At 56.0% G+C, this 22,183-nt stretch carries 21 protein-coding genes; 15 read left to right on the top strand and 6 right to left on the bottom strand.

The annotated features are described in order from the left end of the window. The 9 genes from METLA_RS0120380 to METLA_RS0120340 form a co-directional block, all read left to right on the top strand. A partial coding sequence (locus tag METLA_RS0120380) for an MFS transporter (protein WP_024300324.1) occupies positions 1 to 1,029 on the top strand: 1,029 nt, incomplete at its 5' end. Between the two features lie 83 nt (positions 1,030 to 1,112). Next, the gene (locus METLA_RS0120375; protein ID WP_024300323.1) at positions 1,113 to 1,376 is read left to right on the top strand and encodes a hypothetical protein; all 264 of its coding nucleotides are present in this window, start codon (positions 1,113 to 1,115) and stop codon (positions 1,374 to 1,376) included. A 348-nt stretch (positions 1,377 to 1,724) separates the two neighbouring features. Next, positions 1,725 to 2,816 carry an MBL fold metallo-hydrolase gene (locus METLA_RS21625; protein ID WP_024300322.1) on the top strand — a complete coding sequence of 364 codons (1,092 nt, stop codon included), beginning with the start codon at positions 1,725 to 1,727 and terminating at the stop codon, positions 2,814 to 2,816. Between the two features lie 183 nt (positions 2,817 to 2,999). Continuing rightward, positions 3,000 to 4,250 (top strand): NAD(P)/FAD-dependent oxidoreductase, encoded by a 1,251-nt coding sequence (locus METLA_RS0120365; RefSeq protein WP_024300321.1) that lies wholly within the window; start codon positions 3,000 to 3,002, stop codon positions 4,248 to 4,250. A 170-nt stretch (positions 4,251 to 4,420) separates the two neighbouring features. Beyond that, the gene (locus METLA_RS0120360) at positions 4,421 to 6,124 is read left to right on the top strand and encodes a SulP family inorganic anion transporter (protein WP_024300320.1); all 1,704 of its coding nucleotides are present in this window, start codon (positions 4,421 to 4,423) and stop codon (positions 6,122 to 6,124) included. Positions 6,125 to 6,219: 95 nt separating this feature from the next. Beyond that, positions 6,220 to 6,780 (top strand): DnaJ domain-containing protein, encoded by a 561-nt coding sequence (locus METLA_RS0120355; protein ID WP_024300319.1) that lies wholly within the window; start codon positions 6,220 to 6,222, stop codon positions 6,778 to 6,780. Positions 6,781 to 6,900: 120 nt separating this feature from the next. After that, positions 6,901 to 7,443, top strand: a complete 543-nt coding sequence (locus tag METLA_RS0120350; RefSeq protein ID WP_024300318.1) for a DnaJ domain-containing protein — start codon at positions 6,901 to 6,903, stop codon at positions 7,441 to 7,443. Between the two features lie 279 nt (positions 7,444 to 7,722). Next, positions 7,723 to 8,286 (top strand): J domain-containing protein, encoded by a 564-nt coding sequence (locus METLA_RS0120345; RefSeq protein ID WP_024300317.1) that lies wholly within the window; start codon positions 7,723 to 7,725, stop codon positions 8,284 to 8,286. A 246-nt stretch (positions 8,287 to 8,532) separates the two neighbouring features. Further along, entirely contained in the window at positions 8,533 to 8,793 is a 261-nt protein-coding gene (locus METLA_RS0120340) for a type I secretion C-terminal target domain-containing protein (RefSeq protein WP_024300316.1), read from the top strand. Between the two features lie 32 nt (positions 8,794 to 8,825). On the opposite strand, the gene METLA_RS0120335 is transcribed toward METLA_RS0120340, so the two are convergent. After that, the gene (locus METLA_RS0120335; RefSeq protein ID WP_024300315.1) at positions 8,826 to 9,317 is read right to left on the bottom strand and encodes a macro domain-containing protein; all 492 of its coding nucleotides are present in this window, start codon (positions 9,315 to 9,317) and stop codon (positions 8,826 to 8,828) included. Between the two features lie 290 nt (positions 9,318 to 9,607). On the opposite strand from METLA_RS0120335, the gene METLA_RS0120325 reads away from it, so the two are divergent. After that, positions 9,608 to 9,868, top strand: coding sequence for a hypothetical protein (locus METLA_RS0120325; RefSeq protein WP_024300314.1), 261 nt, complete (start codon positions 9,608 to 9,610; stop codon positions 9,866 to 9,868). Between the two features lie 4 nt (positions 9,869 to 9,872). Here METLA_RS0120325 and METLA_RS0120320 read toward each other — a convergent pair whose 3' ends face one another. Beyond that, the gene (locus METLA_RS0120320; protein ID WP_024300313.1) at positions 9,873 to 11,918 is read right to left on the bottom strand and encodes a DNA topoisomerase 3; all 2,046 of its coding nucleotides are present in this window, start codon (positions 11,916 to 11,918) and stop codon (positions 9,873 to 9,875) included. A gap of 36 nt (positions 11,919 to 11,954) precedes the next feature. Next, positions 11,955 to 13,328, bottom strand: a complete 1,374-nt coding sequence (gene ppnN / locus METLA_RS0120315) for a nucleotide 5'-monophosphate nucleosidase PpnN (protein ID WP_024300312.1) — start codon at positions 13,326 to 13,328, stop codon at positions 11,955 to 11,957. 183 nt (positions 13,329 to 13,511) lie between these two features. Here ppnN and METLA_RS0120310 point away from each other — a divergent pair, with 183 nt between their 5' ends. Continuing rightward, positions 13,512 to 14,171 carry a hypothetical protein gene (locus METLA_RS0120310; RefSeq protein WP_024300311.1) on the top strand — a complete coding sequence of 220 codons (660 nt, stop codon included), beginning with the start codon at positions 13,512 to 13,514 and terminating at the stop codon, positions 14,169 to 14,171. A 111-nt stretch (positions 14,172 to 14,282) separates the two neighbouring features. Here the strand turns inward: METLA_RS0120310 and METLA_RS0120305 are convergent, their stop codons facing one another. From METLA_RS0120305 to METLA_RS0120295, 3 genes are all read right to left on the bottom strand, one after another. Continuing rightward, positions 14,283 to 15,674 (bottom strand): sigma-54-dependent transcriptional regulator, encoded by a 1,392-nt coding sequence (locus METLA_RS0120305; protein ID WP_024300310.1) that lies wholly within the window; start codon positions 15,672 to 15,674, stop codon positions 14,283 to 14,285. Then, positions 15,674 to 17,137 (bottom strand): sensor histidine kinase, encoded by a 1,464-nt coding sequence (locus METLA_RS0120300; RefSeq protein ID WP_024300309.1) that lies wholly within the window; start codon positions 17,135 to 17,137, stop codon positions 15,674 to 15,676. Before METLA_RS0120300 ends, METLA_RS0120305 begins: the two co-directional genes overlap by 1 nt. A gap of 155 nt (positions 17,138 to 17,292) precedes the next feature. Continuing rightward, positions 17,293 to 19,020, bottom strand: coding sequence for a SulP family inorganic anion transporter (locus METLA_RS0120295; protein ID WP_024300308.1), 1,728 nt, complete (start codon positions 19,018 to 19,020; stop codon positions 17,293 to 17,295). A 302-nt stretch (positions 19,021 to 19,322) separates the two neighbouring features. Between METLA_RS0120295 and METLA_RS0120290 the strand changes: the two genes are divergently transcribed. From METLA_RS0120290 to METLA_RS0120275, 4 genes are all read left to right on the top strand, one after another. Next, entirely contained in the window at positions 19,323 to 19,868 is a 546-nt protein-coding gene (locus tag METLA_RS0120290) for a YceD family protein (protein WP_024300307.1), read from the top strand. Then, a complete protein-coding gene (gene rpmF, locus METLA_RS0120285) occupies positions 19,849 to 20,031 on the top strand; it encodes a 50S ribosomal protein L32 (RefSeq protein ID WP_024300306.1) in 183 nt (60 codons plus the stop codon). Before METLA_RS0120290 ends, rpmF begins: the two co-directional genes overlap by 20 nt. An 80-nt stretch (positions 20,032 to 20,111) precedes the next feature. After that, complete coding sequence (plsX, locus tag METLA_RS0120280) at positions 20,112 to 21,140, top strand: phosphate acyltransferase PlsX (protein WP_024300305.1); 1,029 nt, start codon at positions 20,112 to 20,114, stop codon at positions 21,138 to 21,140. Then, the gene (locus METLA_RS0120275; protein WP_024300304.1) at positions 21,137 to 22,105 is read left to right on the top strand and encodes a beta-ketoacyl-ACP synthase III; all 969 of its coding nucleotides are present in this window, start codon (positions 21,137 to 21,139) and stop codon (positions 22,103 to 22,105) included. Before plsX ends, METLA_RS0120275 begins: the two co-directional genes overlap by 4 nt. The last annotated feature ends 78 nt before the right edge of the window (positions 22,106 to 22,183 follow it).

Below are 22,183 nucleotides of genomic sequence, written 5' to 3'. Positions count from 1 at the left end.
GGCATGATCGAAGGCGTCGGGGCCGCCGCCGCGCAAATCGTCAAAATCTTTTCCGGCGCCCTGAGCGACTTCTGGGGACATCGCAAACGCCTGATCCTGCTCGGCTACGGCTTGGCCGCGTTAAGCAAGCCGCTGTTTCCGCTAGCCGGCTCGATCGAGACGGTGTTCGCCGCGCGCTTTCTCGACCGGATCGGTAAAGGCATCCGCGGCGCGCCGCGCGATGCGCTGATCGCCGATGTCGCGCCGGCCGGCATTCGCGGCGCCTGCTTCGGCCTGCGCCAGGCGATGGATACGGTCGGCGCGGTTCTCGGCCCCTTGCTGGCGATGCTGCTGCTTTATCTTTATGACGGCAACCTGAAGACGGCGCTCTGGTTCGCGGCCCTGCCTGCCGCGCTGACCGTGATTCTGATCACCGCCGGCATCCAGGAACCCACGTTCCATGCGGGACGGCACCGTTTTCGCTCACCGCTGCATTTTGATACGCTGCGGCTTTTTCCTTTATCCTATTGGCGCGTCGTGACGATCGGCGCGATCTTTACGTTGGCTCGCTTCAGCGAAGCCTTTCTGGTCCTGTGCGCCCAACAGGCGGGATTGTCTGGCGCGATCACCCCATTGGTGATGGTGGTAATGAGCCTGCTCTACGCGCTGTCTGCCTACCCTGCCGGGGTGTTGTCGGATGTGATGAACAAAAACCATCTGCTCTCGCTCGGCCTTTTATTGCTGATCGCGGCCGATCTGCTGCTGGCGCGGGCCGATACGCCGTTTGCCGTGCTGCTCGGCGCAGGCTTGTGGGGCCTGCACATGGGCTTCACCGAAGGCATCCTGGCGACACTCGTCGCCAGCACGACGCCGCCGGAACTGAAAGGCTCCGCCTTCGGACTGTTCAATTTCGTCAGCGGCCTGTTTGCGCTGCTGGCCAGCGTGCTCGCCGGCGGGCTTTGGGACGTTTACGGCGCCTCCGCAACATTTTACACCGGCGCCGGCTTTGCCGCGCTGGTTCTGTTTTTGACCGCATGCGTCAGAAAATAAAACCGAATCCAACCGCGGCCAGCCAGAAAACACAAAACGACTCGCAGCAAATTCAACCCGACTGAATCGAAAAGGCAAAAACCATGTCCGAAGCCCAAGCCATTGCTCATCTACTGCAAACCTGTAAAGAGCTGAGCGTCTTTTGCAGCCAAAACGGCTGGATCATCAACGAATCGATCCACTATGAAATCATCGAACGACAAGCGGATAGCCTGTTGATCTATGTGACTTTCCTGGAAAGCATCATGGAAGGCTCCGGCTGCCAGTGCGATCAGAAATCCTGTTATGGTCGTTTGCGGCTCAAATTGAATGCGGCGGGGAAAATTATCAGTGTTGAACCGGCATGATGCTTTGATGGCGGAGACTCTATTCGCTAATTCGGCCCTCCTCGCCCCTGCCGTATAACGCCCGTTTCATCATGTTTCATGGAAACATTTGTTAATCGAAATGAAACATGTTGAAACACGCCGCTGACAAGTCTCGGCGCGGCAAGACTTTTAATTAAGATCGCCCAAAACATCTCGATCAATGAGACAAAAATCCTTTAATACCAACGTGTTAAACTAAAAGGCTGGCGTCATGTCGAATTAGAGGAAATCGCCCTATCGGCTATTCTGGCACACGCCTTGCTGTAACAAGACTAAGCACAACGGCTTTGCAGCGTTCCAAGCCCTCACAATAAGCGGAGAGACAAAATGATTTTCAAACAATTATTCGACCCCGAAACCTGGACCTATACCTATTTCATCGCCGACCCCATCACCAAGGACGCGGTGCTGATCGACCCGGTCAAGTCGCATATCGATGAATATATCGCCCTGCTCGACGAACATGAGCTGAAGTTGAAATATTCGCTCGAAACCCATGTGCATGCGGACCATATCACCGCCAGCGGCTTGCTCAGACAAAAACTCGGCGCGGAAACCGGTGTGAGCCAGTTGTGCGGCGCGATCGGCGCGTCCTTGCAACTGCAGGACGGTGACGTGTTGGAATTCGCCGGCGGCGAAAAAATCAAAGTCATCGCCACCCCCGGCCATACCCAAGGCAGCACCTCCTTCCTGTGGCGGGACCGTTTGTTTACCGGAGATTCGCTGTTCATCGGCGGCTGCGGACGCACCGACTTTCAAAGCGGCGATGCCGGCGCGCTGTACGACTGCATCACCCAACGCCTGTTTACCCTACCCGACGATACGCTGGTTTATCCGGGCCATGACTATCAGGGGCGCTGGGTCAGCAGCATCAGGCAGGAACGCACGACGAACCCGCGCCTGGCCGGAAAGTCGCGCGAGGAATTCATCAACATCATGAACAGTCTGAATTTGCCGAAACCGCGATTGATCGACGAAGCGGTACCGGCCAACCGTTACTGCGGCCTCGATGAAGATGAACGTCAGGATGCGGTAGCCCGCCGGGAGACGAGCCGCCCGGAGCGGACAACCACCAGCGCCCAGGATCTGGTCGCGATGGCCAAACAGCAAATCACCGAAATCGGCGTCGACAAGGCCAAGCAGTTGTTGGCCGAAGGCCATATTACCGTTGTCGATGTGCGCGAGGAGAGTGAATATGCGGCCGGACATCTGGATAAAGCCCTGCCGATTCCACGCGGCGTGTTGGAATTCAAAGTCGGCACCACGCCTGAACTCGCGGACAAAGCGAAAGCAATTCTAGTGTATTGCCGGACCGGCGGCCGCGCGGCAATGGCTGCGCAAACTTTACAATCGCTGGGCTATCTGCATGTGCTGTCGATCGCGGGCGGTTATGAAGCCTGGCAAAAAAGCCTCCAATAAAATGAAAAATAAAGCACGGGTTGACATAGCCCGTGTTTCGAGTAAAAAGACAATAGTTGAGCGATCCGGTCATTTATCGATCGATCGATCGATCGATCGATCGATCGCTCAACCAACTCAATACAATACCTGTTAGATGACCGAATCGCGGCACTAACCCCATAATAATTTCGAGGAGGCTTTATGTCACAACACCATACCCTTTTGATAGTCGGCGGCGGCGCGGCCGGCGTTTCGGTCGCGAACAACATGCTTCGACAGAATGCGAATATCAATATCGGCCTGATCGAGCCTTCCGAAAAGCATTATTATCAGCCTGGATTTACGATCATCGGCGGCGGCGAATACACCCTGAAAGAAGCCACACGCAACGAAGCCGATCTGATCAATCCGAAAGTCACCTGGCTCAAGGAGTATGCCGACAGCTTTCAGCCGGAACAAAATACCGTGACGCTGCGCTCCGGTGAAACGGTCACCTATGATTATCTGGTCGTCTGCCCCGGCCTGCAACTGGACTGGGACAAGATCAAAGGACTGAAAGAGACCCTGAACAAAAACAATGTCTGCAGCAATTATTCGCCGGATACCTGTGAATATACGTGGGAATGTATCCAAAACATCCAGTCGGGAACTGCGTTATTTACGCAGCCGCCTCCACCGTTCAAATGTGCCGGCGCGCCGCAGAAGATCATGTATCTGGCGGCGGACCGTTTCCGTAAAAAAGGCATCCTGGACAAGTTTACGATCGAGTTCTGCAATGCCGGGCCCGCGATGTTTGGCATCCCGTTTTTCGCGAAGGCCTTGGAGAAAGTCGCCGCCGGATACGGCGCGAAAAAATCTTTCAATCATAATCTGGTCGCGATCGACGGCCCCGGCAAAACCGCCACATTCGAAACCACCGACAGCGCCGGCAATAAACAGCAGGTCAGCAAAAAATTCGACATGATCCATGTGACGCCGCCGCAAAGCGCCCCGGATTTCATCAAGCAAAGCCCACTCGCGAACGCGGCCGGCTGGGTCGACGTGAATGACAACACCCTGCAACACAACAAATACCCGAACATCTTCGGCCTGGGCGATGCGGCCTCGACCTCGAACGCGAAAACCGCCGCGGCAGTGCGCAAGCAGGTGTCGGTGGTGGTCGACAACATTTTGTACCTGATGAAAAATAAGCCGGTCGAAGGCAAGTACGACGGTTACGGCTCTTGCCCGTTGACCACTTCGCTGAGCACGGTGATGCTGGCCGAATTTTCCTATGGCGGTAAAGTCACGCCGTCATTTCCATTTCTGGACCCGCGGAAAAACCGCTGGATCTGGTGGTGGGGCAAAAAGGTCGGATTCCCTTGGCTGTACTGGCATTTGATGATCAAAGGCTACCGGATCGACATTCCTCACCGCGAAAGCTATGCGAAAAAATTCATGAAGGAGGATTGAGGCAGAGCCAGACCATCGTTCCCACGCTCCGCGCGTGGGAATGACTTTCGCACCGCTTCCGTGGTGCGGGGCACAAAGTACCGCCATATTTCCAATCCCTCCTTCACTGATCCATTGCTGTTTTTTGCCGATTCATCGCGTTTACCTTTTCACTCACCCTATTGCCTTCCATGCGCCTGACTGACTTTCTGCCCATTTTCGGCTGGCTCAAGACCTACTCCCGCAACGATTTCCATGGCGATCTGTTCGCCGGCGCGATCACGGCCATCCTGCTGGTGCCGCAAGGCATCGCTTATGCGCTGCTGGCCGGCATCCCGCCAGAGTTGGGTTTATATGCCAGCATTTTGCCGCCGGTGCTGTATGCGCTGTTCGGCACCAGCAGGACGCTGTCGGTCGGACCGGTATCGATCGCGGCGGTGATGATTGCCAGCGCCGTCAATGCGCCTGAGATTAGCGCCTTGCAACAACCGGTGCAAAGCGCGGTGATACTGGCCGCCGAGACCGGCGTGCTGATGCTGCTGATGGCCCTGTTGCGCCTGGGCGGCCTGGTCAATTTCATCAGCCATCCGGTACTGACCGGCTTTACCAGCGGCGCCTCGATCCTGATCGTCTTCACTCAATTGCCGCCGCTGCTCGGCCTGGCGAAGCTGCCCTGCGTAGACAGTTTGAGCTGCTATACCGATACCGTGCGCACGGCGAATACGGCAACCCTGATCACCGGCTTTGCCGCGGTTTTGCTGTTGATCCTGTTTGGCAAGCCGCTCACCGGCCTGCTCAAAAAAACCGCCATGAAACCGGTATGGATTACCGCGATCAGCAAGTGTGGCCCGTTATTGACCGTCGCTCTCGGGGCGACCGCGGTCGAGCTATGGGATCTCGACACGGCCTATCAGGTCGCAACCGTCGGCCGGATTCCGGCGGGCCTCCCTAGGCTACGCATCGATGCGATCGATCCCGTCCATTGGCGACTGCTCTTGCCTTATGCGGCCCTGATCGCGCTGATCGCCTATGTCGAAAGCGTCGCGATCGCGAAGGCGATCGCGCACCTCAAAGGCGAAAAGATCCAGCCGAATCACGAACTGATTGGTCTCGGCGCGGCGAATATCGCCTCGGCGCTGTCCGGCGGCATGGCGGTGGCCGGCGGTTTCAGCCGCACGATGGTCAATTTTTCGGCCGGCGCGCGCACGCAAATGGCAATGCTGATGGCCGCCGCCTTTGTCGCGCTGGCCCTGATGTTTTTCAGCCCCTACTTTGCCGCGATACCGAAGACAATACTCGCCGCGATCATTCTGGTCGCGATTACGCCGTTGATCCGCCTGCAAAACATCGTCCATACCTGGCGCTATGACGCCAGCGACGGCATTGCCGAAGGCGTCACTTTACTCGGCGTGCTGGTGCTCGGCATTGAGGAAGGCATCACACTCGGCATCATCCTAACGCTGGTCAGCTATCTGAGAATCACCAGCCATCCGCATATCGCGGTGGTCGGGCGCATCCGGGGCACCGAGCATTTTCGCAACATCCAGCGCCATGACGTGAAAACCTGGCGGCATTTGCTGCTGCTGCGCGTCGATGAAAACCTGACCTTCGCGAACGCGAATTATGTCGAGGAATTCATTAGCGACCAATTGCAACGGCAGCCGGACATCAAGCATGTGGTGCTGATCTTCGCCTCGGTCAGCTATATCGACAGCACCGCGCTCGAAGTGCTCGAAAGCCTGAATGACGCGCTGAAAAACCTGAACATCAGGCTGCATCTTGCCGAAGCGAAAGGTCCGGTGCTCGATAAATTGCACAAAACCGATTTTTTCAACCATCTGCAGCCCGGCAAAGTTTTTTTCCGAACCCAGGATGCGATCAATGAGTTGGCTTGACGCTCCACAATATTAAAAAAATCTTAACTTAATATTGAATTAATAATCCTCTGTGCTAGGCTTAATCCATCCCGTCAAATGTTTCGGAGACCCGTATGGAACCCAGCGAATTCAAAGACTTTTACGAGATTCTCGAAATCAGTCCCAATGCCAATAGCGATACGATAGATCGGGTATTTCGCTATCTGGCGCAACGCTATCACCCCGACAATCAAGCCACCGGCGACCACTATCGCTTTGCCGGCATCGTCAAAGCCCACGAAGTGCTAAGAAATCCGGAAAAAAGAGCGCAATTCGATATCGAATACAAAAAAAATCGCGCCCGGTGCCTGCCGTCCTCCGAAGCCAGCCAGAAACCGAGAACGCCTTACGAAGACAACATGATGCAGGAAAGTTTATTGCTGCTGCTCTATGTCAAACGCCGGTGCGACATGAACAATCCCGGCTTGGGCAACCTCGAACTGGAACGCCTGTCCGGCTGTCCGCGCGAACATCTCGAATTCCATCTCTGGTATTTGAAAGAAAAAGGCTGGATTACACGCCTCGAAAACGGCTTGCTGTCGATTAGCGTCAGCGGAGTCGACCAATCAAACCAGACCGCCAGACGCACGCAAAGCGCAAAACTGCTGACTGCCCAGTTTGACTACGCACATTGAATCCGGCGCCCCAGCAAGATCCGTGCTTTCTTTTGCGCGCACAACTAAGACTTTAGCCTAATCAGAATTTGTATTAAGCTAAACTAAGTCAAGTTAAAACCGCAATGGCACAGTCAAGCTATGGACGCGTCTACCTTCATCGATTATTACGAAAACCTGGAAATCAGCCCGAATGCCGATGCTGAAACGATAGACCGTATATTTCGTTATCTTGCCGAGCGCTATCATCCCGGCAACCAGAGCACCGGCGATCACATGCGCTACAGAGATATTGTGCGGGCCCATGAAACGCTGAGCGATCCGAGCAGGCGCGCACAATACGATATTCAGCATAAAAACAATTCAGACTACCGCCTGAAATTAGCCGAGGAAGCGAGCGATCCCGAAAATATCGAGCACGATGTCGATATTCAAGAAAAACTGCTCGCGATTCTTTATGCCAAACGCAGACGAAACATCGAAAATCCAGGCATGGGCAATCTCGATCTTGAGCGCTTGTCAGGCTGTCCGCGCGAACACCTGGAGTTTCATCTCTGGTATCTCAAAGAAAAAGGCTGGATCGGCAGGCTCGAAAACGGCATGATCGCGATTACCGCAGACGGCGTCGATTACGCCAACGCCGAGTCCCAACGCGAATCCACGATAAAATTGCTGACGACCTAAATCAACGCCTAAAAACAAACGGGCAAGGATTTTTGCATGCCTAGCGCCCGAATTAATCTTTATTTAATTTAAGCCGGGTAAAATCGCGAAGAGCCTATTTTTGCCGTCGATTTCACGATTCTCCCTCCGTACTGACACGCTGAATTTCTGACATCGTTAAGCGTCTTGAAAAGGCTGCCTTGGTCGTTTTAGCACCCCATCGATGCATCGACGAGTGTATGCCATGCGAGTTGTTGCCGACCGCCCATCCGATCATGCCAGACTTTCGGGAGGAATCCAATGGAACCCAGCGAATTCAAAGATTATTATGAGATTCTCGAAATCAGCCCAAACGCCAATTCCGATACGGTAGACCGGGTATTTCGTTATTTGGCGCAACGCTATCATCCGGATATCCAGGACACCGGCAACCAGCACCGCTTTGTCGAAATCGTCAAAGCCCATGAAACCTTAAGAAATCCGGAATCCAGGGCGCAATACGATATCGAATACAAAAAATATGTTGGCCGTTACGCAATAGCCCCCGAGGTAAGTCGCGAGCCTGAGGCGCCTTACGAAGACAGCGTGATACAGGAAAAACTGTTGTCGCTGTTGTATGTGAAACGTCGCCGCAATATGAATAATCCCGGTCTGGGCAATCTCGAACTGGAACGCTTATCCGGCTGTCCCCGCGAGTTCCTCGAATTCCACCTCTGGTACTTGAAGGAAAAAGGCTTGATTTCAAGGCTGGATAACGGCTTAATGTCGATCACCGCCACCGGCGTCGATCAATCAAACCAGGGCGCTAAACGGTCACGCGCCGCCAAGTTCCTGACCGATAGCCGCGGCCTCGTAATGGCCTGACGAATCCCCCCTCCGGATAAAGAATTCCCGCGCCGATTTGCTGATCGGCGCCAAGTCCCGCCTTCTTCCACCGCCGGGCCTAGTACTTTCGTACAATTCACAACCCGTCAAAAACCGGTACACTATGGCCACTTCTGAACAAGCGGCAAGCGGCGTTAACCGACTACGACTAGATGATAGATGTTGCAACGAACTGCGGAATTGCCGCTGCGAATCATTCCGCATCGGCTGGACGGGAGAATAGAGATGAAAGACTTTCAAAATAGCCAACAAGAGACTCCGGCACAAACACCGGACTCATTAAGCCTGCAAGACCTGTTGATCGACGCGGAAACCGATGCGTTAAGCGATTATCTGGCACTTTCGATCAGCCGCGACGGCATATCGGCGAGGATCAGCGTCACCACCACCGACGCCGATCCTACGACCTACTCATCCGTCTTTTCCGGCATCCAGGAAATCGATCTGCAAACCTTGCTGACCAATCTGCCGGCCGATTCAGGCTGAGCGAATTCTACGCGGATGGAGGCCCTGCCTTGTTATAATCCGGGCTCCCGTGCCGTTTGTCCCGGATGATAAACGGTATAAACATAGACCGGAATATCCAGTCCGCCCAAGCGCTCGTCGATCAAAGGCCAGACATCGTCCCAGTCCAGATCGCCCACGCCGGTCGCCAGACGCGGCAACGCCACCGATGTCAGCTTTTCGGCGGCAATGATCTTCACCAATGCGCTGAGGGCGTGCCGGACATTACTCAGCGTCGCCTTGCCGTGCCGATGATCTTGGCTGTCGACGCCTTCCTGGGTAATCAGATTGATGATCCTGACGTTATCCGGCCCTCCCCACAGCCACGCCTCGCCCGGTTTGGTGTTGTGCATATGGCACCAGCGGTGAAAATCCTTGTGCATGGACGGATACTTGTTATGCAGCTCGAGCGCGAGCCCCTTGTCCATCGGATCGTTGATCCCGACGCCATGCGCAATCGCCTGCGCCTTGCTCAATAAAATATCGCCTTCGACTCGGTAAATCATAGTATTCTCCTGCATTATTATATGCTTGGCCCTGTTGCCGCCAAGCCTTGGTTAGACAGCCAAATCGCGATTGATTCCGGCTTTTCGGCCCGAATGATGGCCCTCTCCCTGCGTTTTGCCGTTTTTTATTATTTCCCGGCATCACTCAAGGCGCCGCAGTAGATGAATCGACAAAAAGCTTACAATGGCGCGAGAATTGCTGTAAATTTCAGACCCATCCAATATTGATTCGAAAACATTCCGTAGCGGATGATGTCTATAGTGTAGTTTATCGGTTTGAGGCTGTTTTTATGAAATTAAAGCAATGGCTGGCTTCCGCTCGGCAATCCATGCAGGAGCAGCCGATCGGCACGCTGCTGACGCTGTTGTTGGGCTTGCTGGCGATCATCCTGCTCAGTCTGTATTACCGGGTGTATCTGGACGATGAACACTGGGAAAAATTCAAGGTCGAGCATCACTGTGAATTAAGGATCAGCAAAACCGGCACGCAACGCGCGAGTTGGGCCTGCGATGACGGCAAAACCTATTTCCGCTGGCGGCAACAACGCTGAACGCTCAGCGCGGCTCGGATGCCGCCGCCCTGATGCCGACCTCGCCGCGCGCGTCCAGCGTCAGCAAGGCGTTCAATTCTTCGCCGTTGAACTTGACCGGATAAGCCTGCCGCGTGCAGCCCTGGCGCAATAATTCGGCCGCCATCGCGCGGGAAACCGGCGCCCCGAAAGTCTCTTTCCAGAGCACAAACGTGCAGCCCTTGCGCCAGTCGCTGCAGCCGTAGCCTTTGCGGCCTTCAATGATCGGGGCGCGGCATAAAGGACAGTTGCCCAGAGCGGCCTGATCAGCGGAGCGCCCGGACGGCGCCACGATATGGCGGGTAAATTGAATGATCCCGTCCATGAACCGCCGAGGATCGTAATCATTCTGTTCGATTTTTTTGAGTCGCGACTCCCATTCGCCGGTCATCGCGGCCGACTTCAAATGCTCGTCGCCGATCAACGCGATCAGCCGCTGGCCCGCCTCGGTGCTCAGCAGCAGCTTTTTTTGCCGGCGGATATAGTTGCGCTTGACCAGCACTTCGATGATAGCGGCCCGGGTCGCGGGCGTCCCGAGACCTTTTTCCTTCAACGCTTCCTTCAGCATGTCGTCATCGCAGGTTTTGCCGGCCGACTCCATCATGCCGAGCAAGGTGGCTTCGTTATAATGCTTTGGCGGCGTCGTCTTGCCCTGCTTCAGCGAAGGCAGGTGCGGGCCGGTTTCGCCCTGGATAAAGGCGGGCAGGATTTTCTGATCCTGATCGGCCTGGGCAGGCGCGGCATCCTGATACAGCACCTGCCAGCCCGGCGCCTCGATCACCGTGCCGGTCGCCTTGAAAGGGATTTCGGCCGTTTCGCCGAGCACGGTCGTGATCCGTTTCAGACAAGGCGGATAAAAAGCCGCGATGAAGCGTACCGCGATCGCCTGATAGACTTTTTCTTCATCGGCGTTCAACGCGCGCGGCAAGGTCGTGGTCGGAATGATCGCATGGTGATCGGTCACGCCGGCGTCGTTGAACAGCCGGCCGCTCAGCGCCAGTTGTTCCAGATTCAAGCCCGCGATCTGCGCGTCGAAGCGCGCCCGCAAGGTTTTCAGCAGCGGCTTCACCTGCGGCTTCATGTCCGCGCTCAGATAACGGCTGTCGGTACGCGGATAAGTGATATGCTTCTTTTCGTAGAGCGACTGGGCCAGACGCAAGGTCTGGTCGGCCGTGAAGCCATGGCGAATGCTCATGTCCTTTTGCAGGTCGGTCAGATCATACAGCAGCGGCGGATAAACCTTCTCCTGCTTGCCCTTGACCGAGGTGATGCGGAAATCCTGTCCGTCGATCCGGGCCCTCAACGCCTCGGTCTCGGCCTTTTTCTCGAAGCGCCCGCCGGCATGTTGAAAATCGGCCGCGCGGTACAGGGTATGCAGTTCCCAAAAATCCTTCGGTTTGAAATCGGCGATGTCTTTATCGCGCTGCACGATCAGTGCCAATACCGGCGTTTGCACCCGGCCGACAGTCCACAGCAAGGAACCCTGACCGAACTTCAGCGTGTAATACCGGGTCGCATTCAAACCGACGATCCAGTCCGCCTCACTGCGGCACTTCGCGGCCCGGTACAGGCCTTCGAAGGCCTGGCCGTCGCGCAACTCTGCAAAACCCTGGCGGATCGCCTCGTCGGTCAGCGAGCTGATCCACAGCCGCCGGAACGGTTTATGCTCCAAGCCGCACCAGGACAGGATATAACGGAAGATCAGCTCGCCTTCCCTTCCGGCGTCGGTCGCGCAAACGATGTCGCTGGCGCCCTGCAACAGGCGTTTGGCGGTATTCAGTTGCTTCTGCGCGGCCGCATCGCCCCTTGCCCTCAGCGCGAAACGCTCCGGAATGATCGGCAGGCTCTCCAGCGACCAGCGCTTCCAGGCCGGGTTGTATTGATCGGGCTCCTGCAATTCGACCAGATGCCCGAACGCCCAGACGATCTGATAGCCGTTGCCCTCCAGATAGCCGTCGCGCCGGTTGTTCACGCCCAGGCAGCGCGCAATGTCCCGCGCCACCGAAGGCTTTTCGGTCAAAACCACTTTCATCGGAACTGCCAAAACCCAATCTCTATCATGTCGCCTTTACTGAATAATCCGATAACATGGCACATATTTCTTGCCCGGCAGCTTCATCCGGTGCTGCTCGACGAAAGACGCCAACAGCGCATCCATCAACTCCATGATGCCGGCATCGCCCTGAATCTCGAAATGGCCGAATTGTTCGACCGCGCGAATGCCCTCGGCCTTCACATTACCCGCGACGATGCCCGAAAACATCCGGCGCAGGTTCGCGGCCAGCACATGCGTTTCCTGGTTCTTGTGCAAGGCCAGATCCTTCATGTTTTGATGCGTCGGCGCGAAAGGCGTTTGAAATATTTTGTCGATGTGCAGCAACCAGTTGAAATAATAGGCATCGCCGGTCGACTTGCGGAAAGCGCGCACCTCGCGGATGCCGGCCTCCATCTCGATCGCGACCTGACGCGGGTCGCCGATGATGATGCGGTAACGCTGTTGCGCCTTCGGTCCCAGCGTGCCGGCGATAAAAAGGTCGATTTGCTCGAAATACTCTCCGGCGCTGTCCGGGCCGGTAAAAATCAACGGAAACGGCATCGCCTCGTTATCCGGATGCAGCAGAATGCCGAGAACGTACAAAATTTCCTCTGCCGTGCCGGCGCCGCCCGGAAACACGACGATGCCGTGACCGGTACGCACGAAGGCTTCCAGGCGCTTTTCGATGTCCGGCATGATCACCAGATCGTTCACGATCGGATTCGGCGATTCGGCCGCGATGATGCCGGGCTCGCTGATGCCCAAATATTGGCCCTGCTTGATGCGCTGCTTGGAATGGCCGATCGCCGCGCCTTTCATCGGGCCCTTCATCGCCCCCGGTCCGCAGCCGGTGCAAATATCGAGACCGCGCAACCCCAATTCATGGCCCACCTGTTTGCTGTAGTCGTATTCCTTGCGGCTGATCGAATGGCCGCCCCAGCATACGACCAGATTCGGATTGTGCATCGGCCGCAGTATGTTCGCATTGCGCAGAATGTGGAACACCGCGTCACTGATGCCCTGCGAGGTTTCAAGATTGAAAAGGGAATTTTTATAGATCTCGTCGCTGACATAGATGATGTCGCGCAGCACCGCGAACAAATGTTCCTTGATGCCCTTGATCATCTTGCCGTCTACGAACGCATGCGCGGGCGCGGCCTTCAACTCCAGCTTGATGCCGCGCTGCTCCTGCACGACACGGATCGAAAACGATGCATAACGCTCCAGAAGCTCCTTGCCGTCATCTATCGAACTGCCGCAATTCAGCACCGCCAGCGCGCAATTGCGAAACACCTTGTACAGGCCGCCCTGGCTGGTATCCAAGAGCTTGCCGACCTCGGCCTTCGAAAGGATATCCAGTCGGCCTTCCTCGGGCGAAATTACAGCATCGATCACTTCAAACTTCATTTTCTTCCTCTAATATTATAATTTTTGAATAGTATGACGATGACCGTATCACCCATTTAGGGTTTTGTCGATTGCCGGCACACCTGACGTCGCTTAAAGAATTGCGGTCCGATTCATGGCCCGTTCAGCAATTCCGACTATGATTCAATCAACATTCAATCTTTCTCGTCAAAGGTTAAAATCATGCACCTGATCATCAAAAGACTCATTCTGGTCGGCTTGGCGGCGCTGCCTGCGGCTTGCGCAACCTACCCCCATTCCTATTACGGCCCTGGCTATAATTCCGGTTACAGTTCCGGAAGCAGTTACTATCCGGGATCCTACGGCAGCGGTTACGGCGTGGTCGAACGCAACTACTACAACACCTATTCCTACCCGACGCCGGTTTACCGCACCGAAACGCACCATCACCATCATGACGACCACGATCGCTATGATGGCCACGACGGCCGCCGTTATCAGGACAACCGTCGTCCGTTGCCGGCCCCAGGGTCGTTCAATCGCTATCCCGACGCACACGATCACGACAAAAATAACCATTATAGCTGGAACGCTCAGACTCCGAAGCGTTACGACAACCGGCAAAACGCATGGGATCATGATCGTCATGAGCATCGGAACGAAGAACGGCAACACCGTCCGGACGATCCGAATGCACACGGCCAATGGCAGCGTCAACAAAATTGGGGGCGACAAGAAGCCAAACGCCAAGACAACGATTTTTCCGGCCGCGCCTCTTTCCGGGCAAGATCGGAACGACAAGACAACGCGCCGGCACCGCGCGATGACCGCCGCGGGCAACGCGGACAGCGGTCACGCCAATCTTCGGAGCGCGACGAGTAACGGCTTCTGGCTCGCGTAAGCGGAAACCTGGTCGCGCAAAGGCACTGCGCCGCATCCTAAAGACGCGTTGCCGGTTTATAGGGCGGACTTAAAACCAGAGATCAAAAAGGATTATTCAACGCTTTTCAGATTGTATTTACGCACCCGATAACGCAGGGTTTCGCGTGTCGCGCCCAAATCCCTGGCGGCCGCGGTCAGATTGTAGTCCGCGCGTTCCAGCGCGGTTTTGATGATGAACTTATCCATGTCGTCGAGCGCCATGCTGCCATCCAAAGGCAAAAGCAGCATGTTTTTGTCGGTCACCCCGGCTTGCGCCAAAGGGCCCGCCTGGCCCGGCAATTGCAGCCATTGACCGGGAAATTCCGGCCCATCGGCAAACAACACGCAGCGCTCGATCACATTGCGCAATTCGCGCACATTGCCCGGCCAGTCATGGCTCTTCAGCTTGGCCCAGACGTCCTCCGGAATATCCTTGACCCGCCGGCCGGCTTTCGCGTTGTATTCGGCGACAAATATCGGCACCAAATCTTCGAGATCTTCTTTGGCGGCGCGCAGCGGCGGCAGCATCACCTTGAACACGCTCAGGCGGTGATAGAGATCGCCGCGAAAACTGCCTTCGCGCACCATCTGTTCCAGATCGCGGTTACTGGCCGCGACGATCTGCACATCGACGCTGACCTCTTTCTCGCCGCCGAGCCGGCGCACCTTGTGATCCTCGATCGCCTTCAGCAGCTTGGCCTGTAGGTCGAGCGGCATTTCGCCGATTTCATCCATGAACAAGGTGCCGCCGTCGGCCTGTTCGAGCAGCCCGCGATGACGACTGGTCGCGCCGGTAAACGCGCCCGGTTCATGGCCGAACAATTCGGATTCGAGCAATTCACGCGGCAGCGCGGCGCAATTGACTTCGATCATCGGCTGCTGCGCGCGGGCGCCGCCGTAATGCAGAATCTTGGCGACCAGCCCCTTGCCGGTGCCGCTTTCGCCGCCGATGATCAGCGCGCTGAACGGCACTTCGGTCAGGCGCTGCAACAATTCTCGCACGGCCTGCGCCTGCCGGCTCCGGCCGACATAGGCATTCGGCGAATAGCGTTTATGGCCGACGCTGGCCTGCTCGTGCACCCGCCTGACGATCGCGGCGCTGCGCGCGGCGCTTGCGACGACCAGATCGAGCCGCTCCAGGTCGCAGGGCTTTTCCAGAAAATCATAGGCGCCGAGCCGTAGCGCCCGGACCGAATCGGGCACGCTGCCGTAACCGGTCAGAAACAGCCACTCGGCATGCCCGGCCTTCTTTTTCATTTTTTCCATCAAATCCAAAGCATTGCCGTCCGGCAGATTCAGGTCCGAAAGAATCAGTAAAGGGGCCAGATTTTTTTTGACCAGCCAGTTTTCGGCTTCGGCCAAGGTCGCCGCCAACACGACCTCCCATCCGGCTTTTCGGTAATGCAGCGAAAGCTCGGAACCCAACAGTTTTTCATCCTCGATGATCAGCAAGGTTTCTATCATCAATGCGACTCCTGATCCATGACCGGTAAAAATAACGATACACAGGCGCCATGAGGCGCCCGGTTTATAAGCCTGATGCTGCCGCCGGTATCCTTCACGAAACGCTGCACCATCGTCAGCCCCAGGCCGGTGCCCCGTTGCCGGGTCGTGCGAAACGGCCGGATGCCCTGATCGAGCAATTCCTGCGAAAAACCGGGTCCGTCATCCGTCACATCGATCCGTATGCCTTCGGCGCTTTTCGCCGCCTCCACCCGGATCGTACCGGCATGGCCTTCAAGCGCATCGGCCGCATTCAAAATTAAATTCAACAAGGCTTGCCGTAGGCCGCCGGCCGGCATATGCGCGTATAGGGGCGAATCCGCGGCGATCTCCAGACGGATCGCCTCGGCGATTTGGTAGCGGGTCAACGCGGCCAGATCGCGAATCAGCATCGCAATGTCGATGTCGGCGGCGATTTCCGGCACATGGCGGCTCTGGCTCAATAGATCGTTCAGCAAATGGCCGAGCCGTTTCAGCTCGCTGCCGATCAGTTCCATCCGGTCATGTTGCTCGGGATTGTTGATTTCGCGGCGCAAATTGCTGAACGCGATTTGTATGCCGGCCAAGGGATTGCGGATCTCGTGCGCGAGTTCGGCCGCGACTTCACCGACCGCAGCCAGCCGCTCGGCCCGGGCCAGGCTGGCCTGCTGTTCGAGCAAGGCCTGGGTCGCCAGTCTGACTTCGCGCTGCAAGGATTGCGCGTACAGCCGTTTGGCTTCCTCCAGCTCGGCCAGATGGCTGACCATGTCGTTGTAACTATTGAAGACAGGCAACAGCAAGGGATCGAGATGATCGGTCGTGATCCGGGTAAAATTGCCTTCGGTCAGGCGTTGCAACAGCAGTCTCAGGTCGTGCAACGGGTACAAAATCCGCCGGTAAAAAAAACCAAAGGCAACCACCACGATCGCGGCGAAGGTGATCGTGGCCAGATCGAGCTCGGTCTGCGTATCCGCGCTGATCTCGCCGAGCAATTTCTCGCGCTGCCCAAGCTCATTATCCAGCGTATCGCTGAGCAGGTTCAACGCGCTGATCAAACGCTCCTGTTTTTCACTGCCGCCGGGTTGCGGCCACTCATCCAGTATCGCCTTGACGATGGCCATGTTAGCCGCGGTGTTTTCGGCCAAAAAACCGCTTTCGGCAAACAAGGCGTTCAATTCGGCGACCGTGTTGCTCAACGCCTCGATCGTCGGCAGCAAACTCTCGGGCTCGACGAGCGGGCTGACCTTGATCAAATAATCGATCAGTGCGGTTTGCAGCGCGACCGACGCATGCTGCACGCTGTGCGAGTAATTCACATGCGAAAAAACGGTGTTGAAATGATGCAGATTGCGCCAGATCATGCCGATGAACATCGCCAGCATCAGCGACATCAACAACAAAAAAGCCAGAACGCGGTGTTGGACGGGACTATTCAAGAATTGCATAAAGTTGTATGAACACGACGCGAAGCGCTCGATGCCCAGGCTCTCTGGATTTAGTTAAAAACGACTTCTCGGCCGAAGACCTGCCAGGTTTTAAACCCTGGCAGGTCTGGGGGCACAAAGCCTCCCATCGAATCTAAAGCCGCTCCCCGCCCAGGTTACACTCTTTCCTTCAACGCAGACGGCTTTTCATTTGCGTAAGCCGGCAAACCGTGATGATCGGAACGCCGTCTGCACATATGGTCTCTTTTCATTTTGCGCACCGCCAGCGGGTGCCGCGAGTAAGTATCATGATATTCCATGCCGAAAAACTCGCAGGACCCGCCTGCGGCTTCATAATTGTGCTGGAAATCGTGCAGGAATTCCATCACGGTATGATCGATCATATAGGCATTGCTCAATTGAAAGATCACCTGTTTGCCCTGGTCGACCCCGGCCAGCGCGGTTTTCAGCGCCAGAAAGTTCGAAAAAATCGCCGCACCGACGATTTCGACCAGCAGCGAACCGTCTTCCATCGGCTCCAGCACAAAATGGATCTTGAACAGATTGTTCAATCTGACGCCTCTAAACATATGGATCGCAAATTTGACCGCGATGCCGATCGCCACGCCGATCAGCAAGTCGGTCGCCAGCACGCCGATGATGGTCACCACGAACATGAACAACTGTTCCTTGCCGATCCCCATCACTTTCGCAAATTCCTTCGGCGAGGCGAGGCGAAAACCGGTAAACACCAGCAGCGACGCCAAAGACGCCAACGGAATGCTGTGGATCAGGCGCGGAAACAGCACCACGAACAGCAGTAAAAACACCCCGTGAAAAAAATTGGCCCAGCCGGTTTTCGCGCCGTTATTGCAGTTGGCCGAACTGCGGACGATTTCGGCGATCATCGGCAGGCCGCCCAGCATGCCCACAACCAGGTTGCCGGCGCCGACCGCGGCCAAATCGCGATCCAGATCCGAATGCCGGCGATAAGGATCAAGCTTATCGACGGCGACGGCGCTAAGCAGGCTTTCGAGACTGCCGACCAGGCAAATCGTGACCACCGCTTCCCAAAATTCGGCCGTCGCAATTTTTGCGAAATCCGGAAAATAAAAACTGGACAAAAAATTATCCGAAATCGCGACCAAAAACTTCGGCCCGACCGTGGCTTCATGATGCGGCAGGAAACTCGCATCCGGCAGGAACAAATACATATGTTCATGCTCCAGACCGTAAAAACGCCCCAGGCCGATGCCCGCCAATACCACCAGGATCGGCGCCGGCAGCATTTTCAGCTTCGGCTCCCGGACCACCCGCCAGAAAATCAGAATCGCGATGCTGGTCACGCCGATCATCGCGATTTCGGGGTTCAGATTCATGATACTGTGCGGGATTTGCGCGATCGTCGAAAACAGATCGCCTTTTTCCGGCGTCACGCCGAGCATCACATGGATTTGCTTGGCCATGATGATGATCCCGATCGCGGCCAGCATGCCGTGCACGACCGAGGCCGGAAAAAATGAACTGAGCCGGCCGACCTTGAAAAAGCCCATCGCGATTTGCAGCGCACTGGCGACGACGATCGCGGCCAAGGTATAGCGGTAACCCGCCATCGCATCGCCCTGCCCGAGGTTTTGCACCGCGTCCAGCACGACCACGATCAAACCGGCGGCGGGGCCGTTGACGGTCATGAACGAACCGTTGATCCTTGAAACCAGCATCCCGCCGATGATCGCGGTGATGATGCCGGCCGAAGGCGGAAATCCCGACGCCATCGAAATACCCAAACACAACGGCAGCGCGATCAAAAACACCAAAAAACCCGACAACAAGTCGGCACGCCAATTTTCTTTTAGCCCGGCAATCCCCGTTTTGGGCAGGTCCGGCGATACAGTACTAGACATCAGTGTCTCCATTATTGATTCAGATGCCTAGGACATAGCGAATACCATGCCAGCTCGCTTAACTATTTATTCTATTGTTTTTATTATTATTTTTCCACGCACGCCGGCATTAAAAGCGAAAAAGCGGTGCAAAACCCCCGCTTTAAGGGGGTATAACACCAAGACCTTACTTGACGTATGCGGCTTGGGACACCGCCTGCAAGAAGCGCGCGAATTCCTCCGTCAAAAAAAGCCTCGTGATAAGGCCTTAAAATCATTTAGCATTTGACCCTGGCAGGGTTTCACGATAATATTACCGATTTATGTTAGATCGCCTGCCCCGATATATTGACCCACTGCACCTCGCCGACAAGCGCGGTGAACTTAAAGGGGAGCTTTCGCTAAAAGATTTTGGCCGCCTCGGCAACATGCTGTTCGATACCGATGGCAAAGTCGTCGTCGATCTTTTTTTCAGCCGTGAAGGCAGACAGGCCAAGATCGAAGGGAAGATTGAAACCCATCTGCAACTGATCTGCCAGAATTGCCTAAAAGCCCTTGATTGGCCCGTGCAAGCGGAAGTCCATCTGGGCATCGTCAATTCGCTGGAGCAAATAGACCGTTTGCCTCCAGGCTTCGAGCCTTTGTTCGTGGAAGGAGAAAAAGTTTTTCTTCAGGACATCATCGAAGACGAATTGTTGCTGAATCTTCCCCAATACCCGAAACATCCCGAGCCCTGCGCGGATCAGGATACGGGTAGCCGTACGCCGAGTCAACCCGAGGCGGATCGGCAAAAACGACAAGACAACCCCTTTTCCATTTTAACCAACTTAAAAAATCTGGAGAGCCCTCATGGCAGTACAAAAAAGTAAAGTATCCCGTTCAAGACGCGGCCAACGCCGTTCACACGATGCCTTGACCACCCGCGCGCTGTCGCAAGATCCATTGACCGGTGAAACCCATCTGCGTCATCACGTCACGCCGGATGGCTATTTCAAAGGCCGTCAAATCACAAGCACCAGCGACGAAGAATAAGCCTCGAGCTTTAGTTCGACCCGATACCGAACCCTTGCCGGTTCGGTTTTTTAGTTTTTAATGCGGAGACATCGGTTAAGGTGAGTTTAACAATTTCGATTGATGCGATGGGCGGGGATTATGGCCCGGAAGTAACGATCCCAGCCTCGCTGGAGTGCTTGAAGAGCAACCCGGATTTGAGGCTGATTCTGGTGGGCAATGAAGCCGTCATCAAAGAGAAGTTGGGAGACCGCCTCGAGACTTATCGCGACCGACTGACCGTCCATCACGCCTCCCAATGCGTCGAAATGGACGAACCGCCGTCGAAAGCCTTGAAAAACAAAAAGGACTCATCGATGCGGGTCGCGATCAACCTGGTCCGCGACGGCGAGGCCGATGCCTGCGTCAGCGCCGGCAACACCGGCGCGCTGATGGCGACCGCCCGTTTCGTGCTCAAAATGATACCGGGCATCGATCGCCCCGCGATCATTTCGACACTTCCCTCCATTCACGGCCATACCCACGTGCTCGACCTCGGCGCGAATGTCGATTGCAGCGCGCAGCATCTGTTCGAATTCGCGGTAATGGGCGCCGAACTGGTCAAGGCGGTCGAGAACATCGAATCGCCTCGGGTCGGTTTACTGAACATCGGCGAGGAAGAAATGAAGGGCAACGAGCAGGTCAAGGCCGCCGCGAAACTGCTCGAAGCGTCGTCGTTGAATTACATCGGCTATGTCGAAGGCAATTCCCTGAACGCCGGCGCAATCAAGGTCGACCTGATCGTGACCGACGGCTTCGTCGGCAACGTCGCGCTGAAGTCGATCGAAGGCGCCGCGAAAATGATCGGCACGCTGCTGAAGGAAGCGTTTTCGCTTAACCTGTTGACCAAATTGGCCGGCCTGATCGCTTATCCGGCATTATCCTCATTCAAAAAGCGCATCGACCCGCGCCTTTACAACGGCGCCAGTTTTCTTGGCCTGCGCGGCCTAGTGATCAAGAGCCACGGCGGCGCCGATGCGCTGGCTTTCAAAACCGCGATACAGCTGGCTGAGATTGAAGTCAAAAAGGACGTCATCAAAAAAATCAGTCAGCAGGTCGAACGAAACCTGTCTTTGGAAACGCATTCATGACCCGCTATTCAAGAGTCATCGGAACCGGTGGCTATCTTCCCTCCGAAATTTTAACGAACACGCAAATTTCGGAAACGGTTGACACCTCCGACAGTTGGATCTTCGAACGGACCGGCATCAAAAGCCGCCGTATCGCCGGGGCCGACGAAACCGCGGCCAGCATGGCCGAAACGGCCGCCCGCCAGGCGATCGAGATGGCCGGCATCGATGCCGAGGAAATCGACCTGATCATCGTCGCGACCGGCACGCCCGACCGCGTCTATCCGAGCACCGGCTGTTTGTTGCAGCAACGTCTCGGCATCAAAAACTGCGTGGCTTTCGATGTACAGGCCGCCTGTTCCGGTGCGATCTTCGGCATGAGTATCGCCGACCAATATATCAAGACCGGCGCGGCCGGCAAGGTCCTGGTCGTCGGTTCCGAGCTCTGCTCGCGGATCGTCGACTGGACCGACCGCACCACCTGCGTCCTGTTCGGCGACGGCGCCGGCGCGATCCTCTTGGGCGCTTCCGAGGAAAACGGCATCCTATCCACGCACATCCATTCGGACGGCGAATACGAGGAACTCTTGTATTGCCCGAACCCGCAGGCGGCGCCGAACGGCCATCAACATGAGCCGGGCCATATCAGCATGCGCGGCAATGAAGTCTTCAAGGTCGCGGTCAATACGCTCGGCCGCATCGTCGATGAAACGCTCGAAGCGAATCATCTGGAAAAGGAATCGATCGACTGGCTGGTGCCGCATCAGGCCAATATCCGGATCATCCAGGCCACCGCGAAGAAACTGAAAATGTCGATGGAACAGGTCATCGTCACGCTCGAAAACCAGGGCAACACGTCCTCCGCCTCGGTGCTGCTGGCCTTCAACGAGGCCGTGCGCGACGGACGCATTCAGCGCGGCCAGGTGGTCCTACTGGAAGCGTTTGGCGCCGGCTTTACCTGGGGTTCGGCGTTGTTGAAGTACTAAAAGCAGGCGAAAGTCGCAAGGCTCACCTTGCCGCTTTCGCCTCGAAAAAAAATAACAAAGCCTTTAAAGACACTCGAC

This window comes from Methylomicrobium lacus LW14 (genome assembly GCF_000527095.1).
GTDB classification, from domain to species: Bacteria; Pseudomonadota; Gammaproteobacteria; order Methylococcales; family Methylomonadaceae; genus Methylomicrobium; species Methylomicrobium lacus.
This window is presented reverse-complemented; position numbering and strand designations above follow the sequence as displayed.

What these genes read in the sequence shown, in the direction of transcription:
- METLA_RS0120340 (WP_024300316.1), top strand. Translation starts at nt 8,533, where the DNA reads ATGAAAGACTTTCAAAATAGCCAACAAGAGACTCCGGCACAAACACCG.
- METLA_RS0120310 (WP_024300311.1), top strand. Translation starts at nt 13,512, where the DNA reads ATGCACCTGATCATCAAAAGACTCATTCTGGTCGGCTTGGCGGCGCTG.
- rpmF (WP_024300306.1), top strand. Translation starts at nt 19,849, where the DNA reads ATGGCAGTACAAAAAAGTAAAGTATCCCGTTCAAGACGCGGCCAACGC.
- METLA_RS0120290 (WP_024300307.1), top strand. Translation starts at nt 19,323, where the DNA reads ATGTTAGATCGCCTGCCCCGATATATTGACCCACTGCACCTCGCCGAC.
- METLA_RS0120295 (WP_024300308.1), bottom strand. Translation starts at nt 19,020, where the DNA reads ATGTCTAGTACTGTATCGCCGGACCTGCCCAAAACGGGGATTGCCGGG.
- METLA_RS0120325 (WP_024300314.1), top strand. Translation starts at nt 9,608, where the DNA reads ATGAAATTAAAGCAATGGCTGGCTTCCGCTCGGCAATCCATGCAGGAG.
- METLA_RS0120355 (WP_024300319.1), top strand. Translation starts at nt 6,220, where the DNA reads ATGGAACCCAGCGAATTCAAAGACTTTTACGAGATTCTCGAAATCAGT.
- METLA_RS0120375 (WP_024300323.1), top strand. Translation starts at nt 1,113, where the DNA reads ATGTCCGAAGCCCAAGCCATTGCTCATCTACTGCAAACCTGTAAAGAG.
- METLA_RS0120345 (WP_024300317.1), top strand. Translation starts at nt 7,723, where the DNA reads ATGGAACCCAGCGAATTCAAAGATTATTATGAGATTCTCGAAATCAGC.
- METLA_RS0120335 (WP_024300315.1), bottom strand. Translation starts at nt 9,317, where the DNA reads ATGATTTACCGAGTCGAAGGCGATATTTTATTGAGCAAGGCGCAGGCG.
- METLA_RS0120350 (WP_024300318.1), top strand. Translation starts at nt 6,901, where the DNA reads ATGGACGCGTCTACCTTCATCGATTATTACGAAAACCTGGAAATCAGC.
- METLA_RS0120275 (WP_024300304.1), top strand. Translation starts at nt 21,137, where the DNA reads ATGACCCGCTATTCAAGAGTCATCGGAACCGGTGGCTATCTTCCCTCC.
- METLA_RS0120305 (WP_024300310.1), bottom strand. Translation starts at nt 15,674, where the DNA reads ATGATAGAAACCTTGCTGATCATCGAGGATGAAAAACTGTTGGGTTCC.
- METLA_RS0120320 (WP_024300313.1), bottom strand. Translation starts at nt 11,918, where the DNA reads ATGAAAGTGGTTTTGACCGAAAAGCCTTCGGTGGCGCGGGACATTGCG.
- METLA_RS0120300 (WP_024300309.1), bottom strand. Translation starts at nt 17,137, where the DNA reads ATGCAATTCTTGAATAGTCCCGTCCAACACCGCGTTCTGGCTTTTTTG.
- ppnN (WP_024300312.1), bottom strand. Translation starts at nt 13,328, where the DNA reads ATGAAGTTTGAAGTGATCGATGCTGTAATTTCGCCCGAGGAAGGCCGA.
- METLA_RS0120365 (WP_024300321.1), top strand. Translation starts at nt 3,000, where the DNA reads ATGTCACAACACCATACCCTTTTGATAGTCGGCGGCGGCGCGGCCGGC.
- METLA_RS0120360 (WP_024300320.1), top strand. Translation starts at nt 4,421, where the DNA reads ATGCGCCTGACTGACTTTCTGCCCATTTTCGGCTGGCTCAAGACCTAC.
- METLA_RS21625 (WP_024300322.1), top strand. Translation starts at nt 1,725, where the DNA reads ATGATTTTCAAACAATTATTCGACCCCGAAACCTGGACCTATACCTAT.